The following is an 18297-nucleotide window of genomic DNA, read 5'->3' as shown; positions in this document are numbered from 1 at the left end:
TCGGGCGGCCGCGTGGGAAGCTACGCGCGGGGGATGGCCGCCGGATCGGCGGGCCACCAGCAGGACAGGTGCGCGGGCATGCGATCACCCTACGGCCCCGCGCGGGCACCGGAAAGCCGATCGGGCGTACGGCCCACGCGCTGGGACGCCGGGGCGCGCCGCACCGGGTAACTTGACCCGCGATGAACATTCTCGCGCTCGATCTGGGCACCTCCTCGGTACGCGGACTCGTGCTGGACACGGACGCCCGCCCGCTGCCCGGCGCGCTGGCCCGGCGCAAGGTGAGCCTCGCCGTGCACGACGACGGCACCGGCACGCTGGACGGCCCCGGCTACCTGGCCTGCCTGGCGGCGTGCCTGGACGAGCTGGCCGCCGGCGGCCACCTGCGCGACGTGTCGCTGGTGGCGACGTCCGGGCAGTGGCACTCGGTGGTCCCGCTCGGCACCGACGGCGCGCCCCTCGGACCGGTGCTGACCTGGCTGGACACCCGTCCCGAGGCGCACGCCGGGGCGGCCGGCCCGGCCGACCCGGTCGACTTCCACCAGCGCACCGGCACGTGGTGGCACCGCTGCTACTGGTCGGTCCGGCTGCCCTGGCTGCGGGAACACACCGGCGGTCGGGTCGCCCGGTTCGTCGGCCTGGCCGAGTACGTGCTGGGCGAGCTGCTCGGCTCGGCGCCCATGTCGATCTCCCAGGCCTCCGGCACGGGCCTGCTGGACCTGCGGACGCTGGACTGGGACGCCGAGGCGTGCGCGCTGGCCGGCAGCCACGCCGACGAGCTGCCCGAGCTGGCCCCGATCGGGTGGCGCGGCCGGCTGCGGCCGGCGTACGCGCGGCGCTGGCCGCAGCTCGTCGACGCGCCCTGGGCCGGCCCGGTGGGCGACGGCGCTGCGTCCAACGTCGGCTCGGGCTGCGTCGAGCCGGGCCGGGTCGCGGTGACGGTCGGCACGTCGGCGGCGGTGCGGCTGGTGCAGCGTGTCCCGGCGGGGCAGGCCATGCCGCCGCTGCCCGAGGAGCTCTGGCGCTACCGGGTCGACCACGACCACGTGGTGACCGGCGCCGCGTACTCCTCCGGCGGCAACCTCTTCGCCTGGGCCGACCGGGAGCTGCGGCTGCCCGGGGGCAGCGAGCTGGAGGCCGCCCTGGCCCGGGTGCCGCACGACAGGACCCTGCCGGTGAACGTCCGCTTCGGCGGGGACCGGCCGCCCGGCATGTCTCCGGCCGGCTCGGGGGCGCTGGGGGGCCTGAGCTTCGGCACCACCGCGGTGGAGATCCTGGCGGGGCTGATGCGGGGCCTGTGCGACCTGGTCGCCGGCGACCTCGTCGTGCTGGAGTCCACCGTGGACGAGTCGGTCGAGGTGGTGCTCGGCGGGGGAGCGGTGGCGGCCTCCGGCTGGTGGCGTTCGTCGTTCGCGGCGGCGCTCGCGCCCCGGCCGGTGTGGTACGGGCGCAACCCGGAGGTCGGGGCGAGCGGCGCGGCGTTGGTGGCCCTGGGCCGCGTCGGTGACGCCTCCCGGCTCGCCGCCATCGTCCGGACGGACGAGACCGCCTCACCCTCCTGAGTAGCACCTCAGCCCGCCCCGTTGACACGGCTAGCGGGCCTGGTTGGATGGACTCCGCTCCCCGGCTCGCGGCGGACGCGGGACAGGGAGGGGGTAGGTGTGGGGGCAGGTCCGGAACCGTCCGACGACGGGGTGTCACAGCACCGTCGGCGCCGGTTCGACGTCCGGGTCGTGCCGCACCGCCGCCGCTCCCCGTTCCGCCTGCGGGACTGGCGGATGCGCACCAAGCTCGTCACCGTGCTGGTCATCCCGTCGGTCGCGTTCCTGGTGCTGGCCGGCGTGCAGACCCACACCCTCGTCGGGCGGACGACCGCGTTGGGCGACTTCGCCCAGCAGGTCGGCATCGGCCGGGAGATCGTCGCGCTGGTGCACCAGCTCCAGCAGGAACGCGACCGGGCCGCCGGTGAGCTGGGCGAGTTGCGCCGGGGCGGCGCGGGCGCCGACCGGGACGCGGCGATCGTGGTGCTGAGGCCGTTGCAGACCGCCACCGACCAGGCGCTGCGCGACCTGCGCCGGGCCGCCGGGCCGCTGGCCGACGCGGACGCCTCCTGGCGGGTCGCCTACTCGGAGGTGCTCGAGGCCTACGACCAGGTCGTCTACATCCGGGCCGCGATCCCCCCGGCGGTGCTGGGCAGCGACACCATCCTGAGCAACTACCACCGGGCCGTCGACGCGCTGCTGCGCCTGCTCGCCGAGCCCTCGCCGGGCGAGGACCGGCCCGCACTCAGCGACGCGGTGCTGCGCTACGTGCAGCTCGCCCGGGTCAAGGAGCTCTCCTCACGGGTCCGGGCCCAGCTCTACGAGGCCGCCCGCGCCGGCCGGTACGGCGTGGAGGACCAGGTGGTCCTGACCGACCTGCGCGCCCAGCAGCTGACCGCCCTGGGCGCGTTCCGGGTCGCCGCGACCGCCGAGCAGGTCCGCCGCTACGACGAGACCGCGACGGACCCGGGGTTCCTGACGGCCACCCGGTTGGAGGAGCAGAGCCTGGTGACCGGGGCCGCCGCGCCGAGCGTGCTGCCGGCGCCACAGTGGTGGGCGGCCGGCGAGCAGCGTCAGGAGCTGCTCCGCCGCATCGAGGCGTCGGTGCTCGACGACGCCGTACGGCAGGCCGACGAGGTGAGCGCGACGCAGCTGCGGACCACGCTGCTGGTCGTCGGCAGCATCCTCGCGGTGCTGCTGGTCGCCCTGCTCATCTCCGTCCTCGTCGGCCGGTCCATGGCCCGGTCGATGCGGCTGCTGCGCGGCCAGGCGCTGCGGATCGCCCAGCTGGAGCTGCCGGACGCGTTGGACCGGCTGCGTACGGTGACCGGGGGTGTCCCGGCCATCGAGGTCCCGCCGGCGGTGGTCCGTTCGCTCGACGAGATCGGCGAGCTGGCGGAGGCGTTCGTCGCGGTGCACCGCAGCGCGGTCAACGTCGCCGTCGAGCAGGCGACCACCCGGCGTAACGTCAACGCGATGTTCGTCAACCTCGCCCGGCGCAGCCAGGTGCTCGTGGAGCGCCAGTTGGAGCTGCTCGACGAACTGGAGCGCGAGGAGAGCGATCCGGACCAGCTGGAGAACCTCTTCAAGCTCGACCACCTGGCCGCCCGCATGCGGCGCAACGACGACAGCCTGCTGGTGCTCGCCGGGACCGAGGCGACCCGCCGGTGGAACCGGCCGGCGGCGCTCGGCGCGATGCTGCTCGCCGCCAGCGCCGAGATCGAGCAGTACCAGCGGGTCCGGCACGGGGCGGTCGCCGACCTGCACGTCGTCGGCCACGCCGTCGGCGAGCTGGTCCACATCCTCGCCGAGCTGCTGGAGAACGCCACCTCGTTCTCCCGTCCCGACACGGTCGTGGCGGTCACCGCCCGGGGCGAGGGCGCCAGCGCGGTCATCGAGATCACCGACCGGGGGCTCGGCATGAGCCCGGCCGCGCTGGCCGAGGCGAACGCCGTCCTGGCCACCCCGCCGGCCGCCGACGTGGCGACGGTCGAGCGGATGGGCCTGTTCGTGGTCAGCCACCTGGCCGCCCGGCTCCGCGTCGAGGTGCGCCTGGCCGGCGGCGAGGAGGGTCTCGTCGCCCGGGTACGGCTGCCCGGTGGCCTGCTGGCGCCGGCGCCCGAGCGGGAGGCGCCCGTCACGGCCCGGATGCTGGCCGCCACGGCGTGGGACGGGGCACCGCCGCCCGGTGGGCTGCCGGTGGCCGGGCGGCCGCCCGCGTGGGGCGGGGTGCGACCGGCGGGCGAGCTGCCGGCGGTCGGGCGGCGGGCCGAGGCCCCGCCCCGGCAGGCCCGGTCGGTCCCGGTGCGGGCCGAGGACGTGCTCGCCCCGGCGGTCCGGTCGTCCGCGTCGACCGGTGGGGGCTGGTGGTCCCGGCAGGGGCCGTCGCCCGGTCCGGTGCCGGGGGCCTCGCCCACGCCACCGGCCGTGCCGGTCACCGGCGGGACCAACGATCGCGGCCTGCCCGTCCGGGTGCCGATGGCGCAGCTCTCCGCCGTCACCCGGCCGGCCCGGCCGGAGCAGCCGGCGGTACGCCACGACCCGGACCCGGAGGCGGTCGGGGGGATGCTGTCCCGGTTCTACAGCGGGGTACGGCGGGCCGAGGCCGAGGACACCACGGAGATTTCCATGCCGCCGGGCGGCGTACGCACCGAAGGGGGACAGCGATGACGACGTTGAGCCGGGAGGCCCGCGACCTGAGCTGGCTGGTCAGCGGGTTCGCGGAGCGGGTGCCGGGGGTGGTGCACGCCATCGTGGTCTCCTCCGACGGCCTGCTGGTCGCCATCTCCGACCACCTGCCCCGGGACCACGCCGACAAGCTCGCGGCCGTGACCTCGGGGCTGATGAGCATCACCGCGGGCGCGGCGCAGATGTTCGACGGGGACGTCGTCAAGCAGACGGTCGTCGAGATGGGGCGCGGCTACTTCCTGGTCATGCAGGTGCGTGACGGTTCCATCCTGGCCACGCTGGCCGGGGCGGAGGCCGACATCGGTGTGGTCGGCTACGAGATGGCGCGGCTGGCCAAGCAGGCGGGGGAGATGCTCACCCCGGCGCTGCGGGCGGAACTCCAGCAGGCCCTGCCCCGCTGACCGGGTCGGCGCGCCCGCCCGGTGTCCACCCCGGCGGGTGCGCCGACGGCGTCCACCCCGGCGCCGCCGAGCGGCGCCGGGGTGGCGGATGCCGGGCGGTCAGAGTCCGTTGGCGGCGATGACCTGGCGGTACCAGTGCGCGCTGCGCTTGAGCACGCGCCGTTGGGTCTGGTAGTCCACGTGGACCAGGCCCCAGCGCTCGTCGTAGCCCGCGTCCCACTCGAAGTTGTCGAGCAGGGACCACACGTGGTAGCTCTCCAGCGGCACGCCGGCGGCCATGGCCCGGTGCACGGCGGCGAGGTGGTCGCGCAGGAAGGTGACCCGGCCGGCGTCGTCGACCGTGCCGTCGGCGTCGAGGGTGTCCGGGGTGGGCAGGCCGTTCTCGGTGACGGTCAGCGGGATCGGGCCGTAGTCGCGGGTCACCCGGGTCAGGATGTCGTACATCCCGTCGGGGTGGATCTGCTGCCAGGAGGCCTGTGAGGTGGGCCAGCGCCCGACCGTCGCGCCGTCGCCGGTGACGTAGTAGGGCGTGTAGTACTGCACGGCGAGCAGGTCGACGGGCGCGGCGATGGTCGCCAGGTCGCCGTCGCGGATGCCGCGGACCAGCCGGCTGTCGGGGCCGAGGTCGTCCAGCACGTCCTGCGGGTATTGACCGGTGAGGATCGGGTCGAGGTAGAGGCGGTTCTCGTAGCCGTCGTAGAGCCGGGCGGCCCGGGCGGCCTCGGGCGAGTCGTCGGCCGGGTAGCAGGGGTGCAGGTTGAGCGCCGGGCCGATCCGGCCGGAGCCGGTGGCGCGGAACGCCGCCACGGCGAGCCCGTGGGCCAGGTGGAGGTGGTGGGCGACCAGATACGCGGCGTCCGGGTCCTGCCGGCCCGGGGCGTGGTGACCTTCGAGGTAGCCGTTCTGCACCACGGTCTTCGGTTCGTTGACGGTCAGCCAGACCGGCACCCGGTCGCCGAGCGCGCGGAAGACGATCTCGGCGTAGTCGGCGAACCGGTGGGCGACGTCGCGCGACTCCCAGCCACCGGCGTCCTGGAGGGACTGCGGCAGGTCCCAGTGGAACAGCGTCGCCATCGGCGCGATGCCCCGCTCGTGCAGCCCGTCGACGAGACGGCGGTAGAAGTCGAGCCCGCGCTGGTTGGGCGCGCCGGTGCCGTCGGCCTGTACGCGCGGCCAGGAGATGGAGAACCGGTAGCTGTCCAGCCCGATGTCGCGCATCAGGTCCAGGTCCTCGGCGTACCGGTGGTAGTGGTCGGCGGCGACGTCGCCGGTGTCGCCGTTGCGGGTGCGGCCCGGCGTGTGGCTGAACGTGTCCCAGATCGACTCGCCCCGGCCGTCCTCCTTGGCCGCGCCCTCGATCTGGTAGGCGGAGGTGGCCGCCCCCCAGCCGAAGCCCGGCGGGAAGCGCAGGCCGGCCGACGGCGTCTCGTCGGCGCGCGGGTCGGGGCCGGTCGTGGCGGCGGGGGCGGTGGCGGAGAGCGCGGCGCCCTGGGGCGGGCGCGGGGTGGGCATCGACATCGGTTCTCCTCATGGTCTGCGTGGCCACCGCCGGGCCGGGAGCGCTCCCAGCATAGGGCAGGAGCCGCCGGCCGGTCGCGTCCGCCCGGCCGGGCGAAAGGCGATCGGGGGCGGCGGAGGGGTGCGTTGCGTGCTGCGCCCGTGGCGGCGGTGCGGGAGCGGGGGCGCGGCGGCGCCGGCGCTCGGGTGGCCGGCCGCGGGACGCGGGGCGCCGGGGCGCGGGGCGTCGACCGGGCGGTACGGGCGGACAGCGGACGAGGCCGGTCGGAACGGCGACACGGCCAGTCCCGTCGGCCTCTTTTCCCGCCGTGGCGGGAGGTTTAGTGTGTGGGGACGGGGGAGGGCAACCCCCGTCCCCACCATTGCTGCACACGCACGGGCGGAATTGGCGTCCTGTCGTGCGTGTCGCGCGGGAGCCGGGCCACGCGAGTGGCTAGAGGATCCACCTCCCTCCATGTCGGTGGGAACGGCTGACGGCGGTGTCCGGGCTGGCCCGCCGTCAGCCCTCGGGCTGAGTCCCCGGGGTCCGTCGTGGACGGACTCCGGGTGATCTTCTAATTGGATCTCCGTCGATGGAAGCGCTCCCATCGACCGATGCTGCGACTGTAACGCCCGTCACGGGTTTGTGAAAGCCCCAAAACGAGATCGAAACATGTTGCTGCTTCGGTGCGCCCCCGGTCATTGTGGGAGCGCTTCCATGCATGGCACACTGTCGCCACCGCGACGCGGAGCCAGATCGCGCAAGCGTGGGTCGCCGAGGGCAGCCGGTGTCTCCGGTACGGCATCCGACGCAGTCGGCGGAGCAGCCGCCCCGCAGGGGCGCCGCCCCGCCGTACCCCGGCCTCGGGCCGGGGCGACCACCATCCCGGGTGCCCCCGAATCCCCGTTCGCGGGAGGGCGCCCCGCCGGGGCCCTTCGTCCCCGGCCAGGTCCGAGGAGACACCGCGCACATGAGAAATCTGGCAAGACGTCGCCGCCTGGCGATGGTCGCCGCCGCCGCGCTCGCCGTCGGCGGGGTGACCCTGCCGGCCGGTGCCGCACAGGCCGCCCCCGCCTGCGACGTGGTCTACGCGACCACCGACTGGAACAACGGCTTCACCGCCAACGTCACCATCAAGAACCTCGGCGATCCGATCAACGGCTGGACGCTGAAGTTCGCCTTCCCCGGCGACCAGCGGGTCACCCAGGGCTGGTCGGCCAGGTGGAGCCAGACCGGCAACCAGGTCACGGCCACCAACGAGTCCTACAACGGCAACCTCGGCACCGGCGCCTCGACCAGCATCGGCTTCAACGGCTCGCACAGCGGCACCAACCCGAAGCCGACGTCCTTCTCGGTCAACGGCGTCACCTGCGGCGGCACCCAGCAGCAGCCGCCGACGGTCGCGCTGAACGTGCCGGCAGGCCCCTTCGAGGCCCCCGCCGACGTGCCGCTGAGCGCCACCGCCAGCGACCCGGACGGGACGATCAGCAAGGTCGAGTTCTACCGCAACGGCCTGCTGGTCAACACCGACACCACCGCCCCGTACGGCTACACGCTGGAGGACCTGCCCGCCGGCGCGTACACGGTGCAGGCCAAGGCGTACGACAACGCCAACCTGACCGCCACCGCGGAGAAGGCCTTCACCGTCACGGCGGCGTCCGGGCCGGTGCTGGTCGCCACCCCGTCGGCGGTGAGCGTGACCGAGGGCGGCAGCTCGACGGTCAACCTCAAGCTCAGCGCCGCGCCGACGGCCAACGTGCCGGTGACCATCGCCCGCACCGGCGACACCGACATCACCGTCTCGCCGGCCTCGGTGACGCTGACCCCGTCCAACTGGAATACCGGGGTGAACGTGACCGTCGCGGCGGCCGAGGACGCCGACACGGTCGGCGGCACCGCCACCCTCACCGCCTCGGCCACCGGCCTCGCGCCGCTGGCGATCACCGCCACCGAGATCGACAACGACACCGGCAGCGGGGACAACACCTACGTCAAGCGGTTCCTCGACCAGTACGGCAAGATCAAGAACTCGGGCTACTTCAGCCCCGAGGGCGTGCCGTACCACTCGATCGAGACGCTGATCGTCGAGGCGCCCGACCACGGGCACGAGACGACCTCCGAGGCGTTCAGCTTCTGGCTCTGGCTGGAGGCCCAGTACGGACGGGTGACCCAGAACTGGGCCCCGTTCAACAACTCCTGGAACGTCATGGAGAAGTACATCATCCCGTCGCACGCCGACCAGCCCACCGCGGGCGCGGCCGGCACCGCGCAGTACGCCGCCGAGCACGACCTGCCCAGCCAGTACCCGTCGCAGCTGGAGCCGAACGTGCCGGTCGGCCAGGACCCGCTGCGCTCGGAGCTGCAGAACACCTACGGCACCGGTGACATCTACGGCATGCACTGGCTGCTCGACGTGGACAACACCTACGGCTACGGCCGCTGCGGCGACGGCACCACCCGGCCGGCGTACATCAACACCTTCCAGCGGGGCACCCAGGAGTCGGTGTGGGAGACCGTGCCGCAGCCGTCCTGCGACACCTTCGCCCACGGCGGACGCAACGGCTACCTCGACCTGTTCGTCAAGGAGGCGAACGCGCCGGCGAAGCAGTGGAAGTACACCAATGCCCCCGACGCCGACGCCCGCGCCGTGCAGGCCGCTTACTGGGCCCTGACCTGGGCCAAGGAGCAGGGCAAGGAGGCCGACGTGGCGGCCACCGTGGCCAAGGCCGCCAAGATGGGTGACTACCTGCGCTACGCCATGTTCGACAAGTACTTCAAGAAGATCGGCAACTGCGTCGGGGCCGCCACCTGCCCGGCCGGCACCGGCAAGGACTCGGCGCACTACCTGATGTCCTGGTACTACGCCTGGGGCGGCGCGTACGAGCCGAACCAGAACTGGTCGTGGCGGATCGGCTCCAGCCACAACCACTTCGGCTACCAGAACCCGTTCGCGGCCTGGGCGCTGACCAACATCAACGAGCTCAAGCCCAAGTCGCCGACCGCGGTCGCCGACTGGACCAAGAGCCTGGAGCGGCAGCTGGAGTTCTACACCTGGCTCCAGTCCGCCGAGGGCGGCATCGCCGGCGGCGCGACCAACAGCTGGGGCGGCCACTACGGCCAGCCGCCGGCCGGCACGTCGACCTTCTACGGCATGTACTACGACGTCGACCCGGTCTACAACGACCCGCCGTCGAACCAGTGGTTCGGCATGCAGGCCTGGTCCATGCAGCGCATCGCCGAGCTGTACCTGGAGACCGGCAACGCCAAGGCCAAGGCCCTGCTGGACAAGTGGGTGCCGTGGGCGATCGCCAACACCACGGTCGGCACCAACTGGTCGATCCCGTCGGACATGAAGTGGACCGGCCAGCCGACCACCTGGAACCCGGCCAACCCGCAGCCCAACACCAACCTGCACGTCGAGGTCACGGTCAAGGGCCAGGACGTCGGCATCGCCGCCGCCTACGCCCGCACCCTCATCGCGTACGCGGCGAAGTCGGGCAACGCGGCGGCGAAGAACACCGCCAAGGGGCTGCTGGACGCGCTGCACGCGGCCAGCGACGCCCAGGGCGTCTCCACCGTGGAGAAGCGCGGCGACTACCGCCGCTTCGACGACGTCTACGACGCCAGCACCGGACAGGGCCTCTACGTGCCGCCGGGCTGGACGGGGACCATGGCCAACGGTGACCCCATCGCCGCGGGCAAGAGCTTCCTCGACATCCGCTCCTTCTACAAGAACGACCCGGCCTGGCCGAAGGTCCAGGCGTACCTGGACGGCGGCCCCGAGCCGGAGTTCAAGTACCACCGGTTCTGGGCCCAGGCGGACGTCGCCATGGCGTACGCCGACTACGGAAAGCTGTTCCCCAACGGCTGACCGACTCCTCCGGGTGGGTGGCGCGGCCCGCCCACCCGGAGGCCGGCCGGGCGGGCCTGGGGGAACGGAGACGCCCGGTCGGTGGACGGCCTGACTCCCACGGTCAGGCCGGGGTGGGCCGGTCAACCGGCCGACGCAGCGGGGCAGCCGGCCCACCCCACCACACCCGGATATGCACCGGGCGCGAAAACGCCCGAAAAACCGGCCACCACGGGATCACGCATGGGGCCGGGACGGAGTAACGTACGTCACCGGAGAGGCCGCTCCCCCCGTGGCGGCCTCTCCCTTACTTTCCCGCCGGCTCCACCGGCGCACGGGCCGGCACGACCGGGTGGCGCAGCCCCGGGTGACCGGCAGGCAACGACCGGCGCACCACCACCCAGCTCACCGCGAGCACCGCCGCCACCAGCGGCCAGGACAACACGACCCGGGCCACCGTCAGCGCGACCACCTGACCGCCGAGCCACAGCGGCAGGAACACCGCCACCCGCAGCACGTAGGACGCCGCCCATGCCCAGCTGCCCCGCCCGTACGCGCGCAGCAGCGCCGGATCCCGCCGCCACCGGGTCCGCTGGCCGAGCGCGACGCCCACCACCGTCCCGAGCAGCGGCCAGCGCACCACGATGCTGACCACCCAGGCCAGCGCGCTCGCCGCGTTCGACAGCAGCTGGACGAGGAAGAAGTCCTCGGCGCGACCGGTGCGCAACGCGACGAGCGCGGCCACGCAGACGGCCAGCAGCCCGACCAGCACCGAACGCGGCCGGTCGCCCCGGTGCAGCCGCCAGCCGGCCAGCGCGGCGCCGGTGACCACGGCCGCGCCCACCCCGCCCCACAGCGAGTGCCCGCCGAGCAGCCAACCGAGGGCGAACGCCACCGGCGGCAGGCTGGCGTCGACCGCGCCCCGGCGCCCACCGAGCAGGTCCGCGAGCGTCTCCGGCCGGTCCGTCGGGGCCGGCGCACCCTCCGGTGTACGCGTCACCGCACCCTCCTCACGTCCGCCACCAACCTAGCCGTAGCCGAGCGACAGGCCACCCGCCGACCGGGCCGTGCCTGCCGCTACGGTGTGCGGGTGCGAACGACGCCGAGGGGTTGGACCGCGGTCTGGTTGGTCGTCCTGGCGCTCGTCCAGGCGGCGGCCTTCATCGCTGTGTGGCGGGTCGCCGTGCACGTCGAGATCGGCCAGTGGGTGGACACCGTCGCCCTGACCGGCAACCGGATCGGGCAGGACCACATCGAGGAGCCGGTGAACCGGATCCTCAACGCCATGTCGGTCGTCTCCCTGCTGGCGGCCACCGCGGTGATCGGCTTCATCGCCCTGATCCGGGGCCGGATCGCCCTGGCCGTCACGGCCACCCTGCTGATCGCCGGCGCCAACGCCACCACCCAGTTGCTCAAGTACGGCCTGACCCGGCCCGACTTCGGCATCGACCCCGAACGGATCTACGCCGGCAACAGCCTGCCCAGCGGGCACGCCACGGTCGCCGCCTCGGTCGCGGTCGCACTGATGCTCGTCCTGCCGCGCAAGGTGCGGGTGTTCGGCGCCTTCCTCGGCGCCGGCTACGCCGCGATCGCCGGGGTGGCCACCCTCTCCGCCGGCTGGCACCGGCCCAGCGACGCGGTGGCCGCGTTCCTGGTGGTCGGGGTCTGGGCGGCGCTGGCCGGGCTGCTGCTGCTGATCACCCAGCGGGAACAGGCGCAGGTGGAGTCGGCCGACGCCCACCGGGTCGCCGCGACGGTGCTCGGCGTCGGCGGCGTACTGGCGGTGGTGGCCTGCGGGATCGCCCTCTCCTGGCTGGTCGACCTGCGCGGCACCGCGCCCAGCGAGCTGGCCCGCCGGCCCCTGCTCGTCGGCTACGCCGGCAGCGCCGCCGGGATTGTCGGCACGATGGGCGTGGTGATGGCGCTGGTGCTCGCCGCCGTGCACCGGCTGGTGCCCCGCGTCAAGGGCTGAGCCACTCAGCGGGAGTAGGTGCCGACCATCGTCCCGCTCGCGAGGTCCCGCTCGACGAGCAGGCGGTGCACCTCGTCCGCCCGCGGCGTCCCGGGCAGCTCCAGCGGCCGGTCCAGGGCGTAGAGCCGGAAGAAGTACCGGTGTGGATCGTCGCCCTGTGGCGGGTGCGGGCCGCCCCACCCGGCGGTGCCGAAGTCGTTGGGCCACTCGCGGCCACCCAGCGGCACGCCGCCCTCCGGCGCCCCGGCGGCGCTCGGCGCGATCCCGGTGACCAGCCAGTGCAGGAACGGCGTCCTACCCGCGTCCGGGTCCTCGACGAGCAGGACCAACTCGGCGGCGGACTCCGGCACCCGTTCCCACTCCAGCGGGGGCGAGACGTTGCCGCCCTCCTTCGAGAAGCGGCTCGGCAGCATGTCGTGGTCGTTGAACGCGGTGCTGCGCAGCATGATCCCGGCCATCCCTGGCGCTCCTTCCGTCGGCCCGGCCGCGCGCGTACCCGCCGGGCGGGCCCCGAAACGGCCGCGCCGGTGTGAGAGGGTCGGGCGGGACGGGGGAGGGATCGTGGAGAGCGTACGGGCGGCGTTCCGGGACGAGTGCGAGCGCCTCGGCGAGGTGCTGCGCGGCGTCGACGAGGCGGATCTCGACCGGCCGACCGACTGCCGGCCGTGGACCGTACGCGAACTGCTGGCCCACGTACGCACCGGCGCGGGCCGGCTGGTCGACATGCTCGCCGCGCCCGCCCCGCCCCGCGCCGAGGTCGACGCCGCCGCCTACTACGGCGCCGCCAAGTTCACCCCGCCCGTGGACGCCGCCCGCGTCGACAGCGGCCGGCGGGAGGCCCGGGAACTCGACGGTCCGGCCCTGGTAACCGACTTCGACCGGGCCTGGCGGGCGGCCCTCGACGCCGTCGACGCCGCACCGCCGGGTCGGGTGGTACGCACCCGGCACGGCGACGCGATGGCGCTCGGCGAGTTCCTGCGTACCCGTGTGGTGGAGGTCGGCGTGCACGGCCTGGACCTGGCGGCGGCGTTGGAGCGGCGGCCGTGGCTGACGCCGACGGCGGCGGAGGTCGTCGCCGACCTGCTCACCGGCGGACGGGCGGTCCCGCCCGGGCTGGGCTGGGACCGGCTCACGCTGATCCGCAAGGCGACCGGCCGGGCCGGCCTCACGGACCGCGAGCGGGCCCTCGTCGACGCCGCCGGCTTCCGCTGGCTCTCCTTCGGCGGCTGAGCCGGGCGGGACCCGAGCTGGCACCGGGCCCGGCCCGGCGGGCGGGTCAGGCGTCGGCGCCGAGCGGGTCCGCCTCCGGGCGCGGGGCGGGCACGTGCGGGGCTGCCCTGCGCAGGTGGTCCAGCACGACCGGGTCGATCCGGCCGGGCACCAGGCGCTCCTCCAGGTTCTCCAGGCCGGCCCAGGAGAAGAGCGCCTCCTCCGGCCGCGCCGGGTCGACCGGGTGGCCGAGCGCGCCCAGCAGCGCGCCGACCTCGGCGGCGACCGCGCCCGTCAGGTCGAGCAGGGTGGTCGGGTCGGGCCGGCCGAAGAGCAGGGTGTGCACCGCGAGCAGCCGCCCCAGCTCGGTCACCGGATCGGGGTGGTCGTCGACCCGCAGGTCGACGAGCACGTCGCCGGTGCCGTCGTACCCGCCGCCGCGCTCGACCACCAGCAGCCCGGCGCTCTGCCGGCCGCGCCGGTCGCCGCCGGCCCGGTCCCCGGCGCGCAACGCGGCCAGCAGCCGGTCGGGGAACGGCAGCGCGGTCCCGCCCAGCCAGGCGTCCCGGACCGCGTCGATCACCTGCGGGCCGACCAGGATGTTGCCCTGCGCCGCCCAGCCGTCGCCGGCCTGGCCGCCGGCCCAGGGGTGGCAGCTCGGCCCGGTCCAGGTCGCGCCCACGCCGGTGGCGGCGACCACGCCGAGCTGGCGGTGGTCCCGGTCCGGGTCGGCGGCGACCAGCCCCGCCACCACGTCGGCCGCGGCCACGCCGGTGCGCAGCAGCGTCAGCCCCTGCGGGCGGTAGGCGAGGTTGACGTGCGCCTGGGTGGCGAGCGCGCCGACCTCGGCCTCGGCGGCCGGCACGAGCGCGCCGGCGGCCAGGAACCGGCTGGCCACGACGACGCCGTGCTGGCGGCCGTCGGCGGAGCGGGCGACGAGCGAGAAGGTCACGCATGGAGACTATCCCGCGGCATCGGGTGTCGATCGTCGCGCGTCGATGTCTGGAGCGGCGGGGTCGCCGGCTCCGCCGCCGGTGAGCGTGCCCAGCCGGTTCGCTGCGGGGCCCAGGCAGTCGTACCACCCGGGGGTGCCGGGCTCGCGTCATGCGGGAAAGTCACAGGATCTTGCTCCGCGGCCCGGCGAGCGGGCACCATCGACCGATGACGACGCGATGGGGCATGACCGTGCCGCTGGACGGCATCCCGCTCGCCGAGCACGCCGCGGTCTACGCGGCCCTCGACCGGGCCGGCTTCACCGACGTGTGGTCCTCGGAGGTCAACGGGGCGGACGCGTTCACCCCGCTGGCACTCGCCGCCGCCTGGCAGCCCCGGCTGCGCCTGGGCACCGCGATCACGCCGGTCTTCACCCGGGGCCCCGGGCTGCTGGCGATGAGCGCGGCGGCGCTGGCCGACGCCGCCCCGGGCCGGTTCGCGCTCGGCATCGGCGCGTCCTCGCCGGTCGTCGTGGGCAACTGGAACGCCGTGCCGTTCGAGGACCCGTTCCGGCGCACCCGCGACATGTTGCGGTTCCTGCGCGCGGCGCTGGCCGGGGAGACCGTCGACGAGGAGTACGACACCTTCGCCGTGCGCCGCTTCACCCTGGACCGCAAGCCGGCCGTACCGCCGCCGGTGCTGCTCGCCGCGCTGCGCCCGGGGATGCTGCGGCTGGCCGGCGCCGAGGCCGACGGCGTCATCCTCAACTGGCTCGCCGCCACCGACGTGCCCCGGGCCCTCGCCGAGGTCGGCCAGCGGCGCCCCGGCTTCGAGGTGGTCGCGCGGATCTTCGTCTGCCCCACCGAGGACGCCGCGCACGCCCGCGCGCTGGGCCGCCGGCTCATCACCAGCTACCTCACGGTCCCCGCGTACGCCGAGTTCCACCGCTGGCTGGGCCGCCAGGAGGTGCTCGGGCCGATGTGGCGGGCCTGGGCCGCCGGGGACCGGCGCGGCGCGGGCGCGGCGGTGCCCGACGACGTGGTCGACGCGCTGGTGCTGCACGGCTCGCCGGAGCACTGCCACGAGCAGGTCCGCCGCTACGCCGACGCCGGCGTGGACGTGCCGGTGCTGGCCCTGCTGCCCACCCCCGAACTCGCCGCCGGTGGCGCGGCGGCTCTGGGGGACCTGATCACGCGCCTGGGCGGGGGTGGGTCGCGGTGAACCTCACCGACCGGGTGGTGGTCATCACCGGTGGGGCCGGCGGCATCGGCGCCGCCCTGGCCCGCCGCTTCGCCGCCGAGGGCGCGGTCGCCGTCGTGGTGGCCGACCTCGACGCCGACGCGGCCCGCGCGGTGGCCGCCGGCCTCGGCCCGGTCGCCCACGCCGTCGGGCTGGACGTGACCGACGAGGAGCAGGTCCGCGCGCTGGTCGCCGACACCGAGCAGCGGTACGGGCGCATCGACCTGTTCTGCGCCAACGCGGGCGTCACCTCCGGCGGCGGGATGGAGGTCGACGACGCCGGCTGGGACCGCGCCTGGCGGGTCAACGTGCTCTCCCACGTCTACGCGGCCCGCGCGGTGCTGCCGGCGATGCTCGCCCGGGGCAGCGGCTACCTGCTGCACACCTGCTCGGCGGCGGGCGTGCTGACCTCGGTCGGCGACGCCCCGTACGCCACCACCAAGCACGCCGCCGTCGGCTTCGCCGAATGGCTCTCCGTCACCTACCGCGACCAGGGCGTCCGGATCAGCGCGCTGTGCCCGCAGGGCGTGGACACGCCGATGCTCGCCGACGGGCTGGCCGCCGGTCACCTGGGCGCGCGGGTCGTGGCCGCCTCCGGCGCGGTGCTCACCGCCGACCAGGTCGCCGACGCGGCGGTCGCCGGCATCGCCGAGGAGCGCTTCCTGATCCTCCCGCACCCCGAGGTCGCCGACTACGCCCGCCGCAAGGCGGAGGACCCGGACGGCTGGCAGTCCGGCCTGCGCAAACTCGTCCGCCGCCTGCGGGGCTGACCAGCGGGCCGCGCTGATCCGGTTCGCCGCCGCACCGCGTGCGGGGGTTGGTCGCGGACGGCGCTAGAAGCTGCTGACGAGCTTGACGAACGCGTCGTCGATCTTCGCCGGGTCGCGGGCGTCGAACGCCTTGCCCGCGGACGCCTTGGCGATCCGGTCCAGCGTCCCGAAGTCGGACTTCTCGTCGAAGGCGATGCAGAAGATCTTGATCGGTCGCTGCGGATCCAACGCGACATCCTTCAGCATCCGGGCGAGGTTGTTGTCCTTGGTGTACTCGTTCGTGCCGTCGGTCAGCACGACCACCGCGTTGATCCGGGACTGGTCGTAGTGATCGAGCATGTGCCGGTGTGCCGCCCGTACGGTGGCGTACAGCGCCGTGCCGCCCTCGACGTGGAGATTCTTGATCTCTTTGCTGAGCGCCTTCTGGTCGAAGGGCGACAGGCGGACCTCCTCGCTGTACGGCGACCTCGGCCGCTGTGGCGTCTCGGACGAGAACGACCAGAGCGCGACCTTGTCCTCGGAGTTCAGGAGGCCGAAGCCTTTGGCGGCGGCCCTGGTCGCCACCTGGAACCGGGTCTGGTCACCGATCTTCGCGTTCATCGAGCCGGACGTGTCGATGGCCACGAGGATGTTGGCTTTCTTCCGCAGCGTGCCCCAGCCGGTGAGGATCGCCTTGACCACGGCGGGCTCCGGCGGGTCGAAGTAGGTGAGGTTCTCGGCCCCCCGCCCGCCGACGGCGGCGATCAGCGGGCCGGCCGCGTTGCGCTCGTGGTCGCGGAACCCGTGCCGGCTGAAGCTCTGCTGCTGCGGCGGCTCCTGGAGGAACTTCAGGAAGTCGGCGGCGGCGTCACGTTGCTCCGGGCTGGCCGAGGGAAGCACCACGTACGGGTGGTCGAGGTTGAACGTGCCCTCCTTCGGGTATATCGCGACCAGCGGGACCCTGGGCTTCTCGCCCGGTGTCGGGCTCAGCTTCCCCTCGTTGTACTGGTAGACCAGTTCCTCCTGCGTCACCACTGCGCTCATGTCCGTCGGGGCCGCCGTGTCGGCGCTGGACAGGTCCGCCTCGGCGCGGTCCTTCAACAGGTCCACGATGTCGTCGCTGTAGTGGGACACGTTGGCCTCGATGCGGCGGACGAACTGGGTCACCGCCGGGTTCGCGATGTCGCTCTCGGTCAGGTCGCTGGCCCGGTTGATGGCCGCGTAGTAGCTCGCGATCGTGGCCGCCAGCCCGGAGGTGGACAGGTTCGGGTTGACCTTGCCGAAGCTGAACCGCCCCCAGTCGGGGCGACCGAAGGTGGCCCAGCCCGTGCGCCCGGACGAGCCCAGGACCTCACCCCAGCCGAGTGGGCCCTGTTGCTGGAGGTGCTTCCCCTTCGACTGCGGCATGGCGATCACCAGCGGGCTGTTCGCGATCGACGGGTACCGGCCGGGGGTCTGCGCCGGGCGTCCGGCGGCCTCGTCCAGCAACGTCAACTGCCCGGTCCACAGGCTCGACGTCGGCAACCACACCTGCGGCCGTGGCAGGTTGGGCTGCTTGGCCGCCCAGTCGCCGGCCAGCGCGTCCGTCGAGGCACCGGAGGCGAGGCCGTGCACGGTCACCACGGCGCACCGGTCGCCGACTCGCCGATCGCTCTTGTTGTAGCGTTCCGCCAGCTCGCCGAGCAGCACGTCCTTCTCGATCGACGCGCTGACCTCCAGCGGCGTGCACCCGACGTCCGCCGCCGGCCGGACGATCAGGTAGGCCGCCGCGATGACCGCGGATCCGGCCACGATGGCCGCGGTGTACGGCAACCACGGCCGGGCAGCCGGTCGACCTGAAACCATCTGGTCCCTCCAGGGGGCGGTGTTGGCGTCGGCCGTGGCTCGGCCCGGTGCAGGTCGGCACCGGTCACCGTGGCCGCTCTCCGGTAGCGGCTGCCGTGCATGCCCAGGTGGACGACGCCTCGGCCACCCGCACCCAGCCGCCTGATCAGCTGGACGGGCCCCGCCATGCGTGGACCATGCGATCTCGGCGGGGTGGTGCCCGGCATCGCTGCCCCTGTAAGCCCAGCCATCTGACTCCACCGAAACCTTGACGAGCCGCGCCGACGCGACGGACGACAGAGGTATCGTGTCACGACCCGCCAGCACGAAAGCCACTCGCCTCCGGCGTGTCGTGTCGTCTCGTGGTTCGACCGGCGGCGATGTCGGGGACGA

At 74.2% G+C, this 18297-nt stretch carries 13 protein-coding genes; 8 read left to right on the top strand and 5 right to left on the bottom strand.

Translation table 11 applies throughout. The features are described 5' to 3' along the window. The first annotated feature begins 182 nt into the window (after nt 1-182). The 3 genes from AC0OO9_RS04165 to AC0OO9_RS04155 all read left to right on the top strand — a co-directional run bounded on the left by AC0OO9_RS04165 (nt 183) and on the right by AC0OO9_RS04155 (nt 4630). On the top strand, nt 183-1562 hold the full coding sequence (locus tag AC0OO9_RS04165; RefSeq protein ID WP_484515723.1) for an FGGY family carbohydrate kinase: 1380 nt from the start codon (nt 183-185) through the stop codon (nt 1560-1562). Nucleotides 1563-1694: 132 nt separating this feature from the next. After that, complete coding sequence (locus tag AC0OO9_RS04160) at nt 1695-4211, top strand: sensor histidine kinase (RefSeq protein WP_484515721.1); 2517 nt, start codon at nt 1695-1697, stop codon at nt 4209-4211. Continuing rightward, on the top strand, nt 4208-4630 hold the full coding sequence (locus tag AC0OO9_RS04155) for a roadblock/LC7 domain-containing protein (protein ID WP_132238866.1): 423 nt from the start codon (nt 4208-4210) through the stop codon (nt 4628-4630). Before AC0OO9_RS04160 ends, AC0OO9_RS04155 begins: the two co-directional genes overlap by 4 nt. A 99-nt stretch (nt 4631-4729) precedes the next feature. Here AC0OO9_RS04155 and AC0OO9_RS04150 read toward each other — a convergent pair whose 3' ends face one another. Then, nucleotides 4730-6148: a GH1 family beta-glucosidase gene (locus AC0OO9_RS04150; RefSeq protein ID WP_484515718.1), complete on the bottom strand. Its 1419-nt coding sequence runs from the start codon at nt 6146-6148 to the stop codon at nt 4730-4732. Between the two features lie 959 nt (nt 6149-7107). On the opposite strand from AC0OO9_RS04150, the gene AC0OO9_RS04145 reads away from it, so the two are divergent. Beyond that, nucleotides 7108-9999 (top strand): glycoside hydrolase family 48 protein, encoded by a 2892-nt coding sequence (locus AC0OO9_RS04145; RefSeq protein ID WP_484517847.1) that lies wholly within the window; start codon nt 7108-7110, stop codon nt 9997-9999. 286 nt (nt 10000-10285) lie between these two features. Here AC0OO9_RS04145 and AC0OO9_RS04140 read toward each other — a convergent pair whose 3' ends face one another. After that, a complete protein-coding gene (locus tag AC0OO9_RS04140) occupies nt 10286-10978 on the bottom strand; it encodes a DUF3159 domain-containing protein (RefSeq protein ID WP_484515716.1) in 693 nt (230 codons plus the stop codon). Between the two features lie 84 nt (nt 10979-11062). On the opposite strand from AC0OO9_RS04140, the gene AC0OO9_RS04135 reads away from it, so the two are divergent. Further along, nucleotides 11063-11950, top strand: coding sequence for a phosphatase PAP2 family protein (locus AC0OO9_RS04135; RefSeq protein WP_484515714.1), 888 nt, complete (start codon nt 11063-11065; stop codon nt 11948-11950). A gap of 5 nt (nt 11951-11955) precedes the next feature. Here AC0OO9_RS04135 and AC0OO9_RS04130 read toward each other — a convergent pair whose 3' ends face one another. Continuing rightward, nucleotides 11956-12408, bottom strand: a complete 453-nt coding sequence (locus AC0OO9_RS04130; protein WP_484515712.1) for a YbhB/YbcL family Raf kinase inhibitor-like protein — start codon at nt 12406-12408, stop codon at nt 11956-11958. 103 nt (nt 12409-12511) lie between these two features. Here AC0OO9_RS04130 and AC0OO9_RS04125 point away from each other — a divergent pair, with 103 nt between their 5' ends. Further along, nucleotides 12512-13180 (top strand): maleylpyruvate isomerase N-terminal domain-containing protein, encoded by a 669-nt coding sequence (locus AC0OO9_RS04125; RefSeq protein WP_484515710.1) that lies wholly within the window; start codon nt 12512-12514, stop codon nt 13178-13180. Between the two features lie 46 nt (nt 13181-13226). Here the strand turns inward: AC0OO9_RS04125 and AC0OO9_RS04120 are convergent, their stop codons facing one another. Then, on the bottom strand, nt 13227-14111 hold the full coding sequence (locus AC0OO9_RS04120) for a DUF1028 domain-containing protein (RefSeq protein WP_484515708.1): 885 nt from the start codon (nt 14109-14111) through the stop codon (nt 13227-13229). A gap of 227 nt (nt 14112-14338) precedes the next feature. On the opposite strand from AC0OO9_RS04120, the gene AC0OO9_RS04115 reads away from it, so the two are divergent. Next, nucleotides 14339-15313, top strand: coding sequence for an LLM class F420-dependent oxidoreductase (locus AC0OO9_RS04115; RefSeq protein ID WP_484517846.1), 975 nt, complete (start codon nt 14339-14341; stop codon nt 15311-15313). Further along, nucleotides 15310-16101, top strand: coding sequence for an SDR family oxidoreductase (locus AC0OO9_RS04110; protein WP_484515706.1), 792 nt, complete (start codon nt 15310-15312; stop codon nt 16099-16101). The genes AC0OO9_RS04115 and AC0OO9_RS04110 overlap by 4 nt, the downstream gene beginning before the upstream one ends. Nucleotides 16102-16164: 63 nt before the next feature. Here the strand turns inward: AC0OO9_RS04110 and AC0OO9_RS04105 are convergent, their stop codons facing one another. Beyond that, nucleotides 16165-17871 carry a substrate-binding and vWA domain-containing protein gene (locus tag AC0OO9_RS04105; protein WP_484515704.1) on the bottom strand — a complete coding sequence of 569 codons (1707 nt, stop codon included), beginning with the start codon at nt 17869-17871 and terminating at the stop codon, nt 16165-16167. Nucleotides 17872-18297 lie beyond the last annotated feature (426 nt).

This window comes from Micromonospora sp. USAFONa4, from assembly GCF_057197825.1.
The sequence above is the reverse complement of the archived record's forward strand: the minus strand, read 5'-3'. Positions and strand labels throughout refer to the sequence as shown.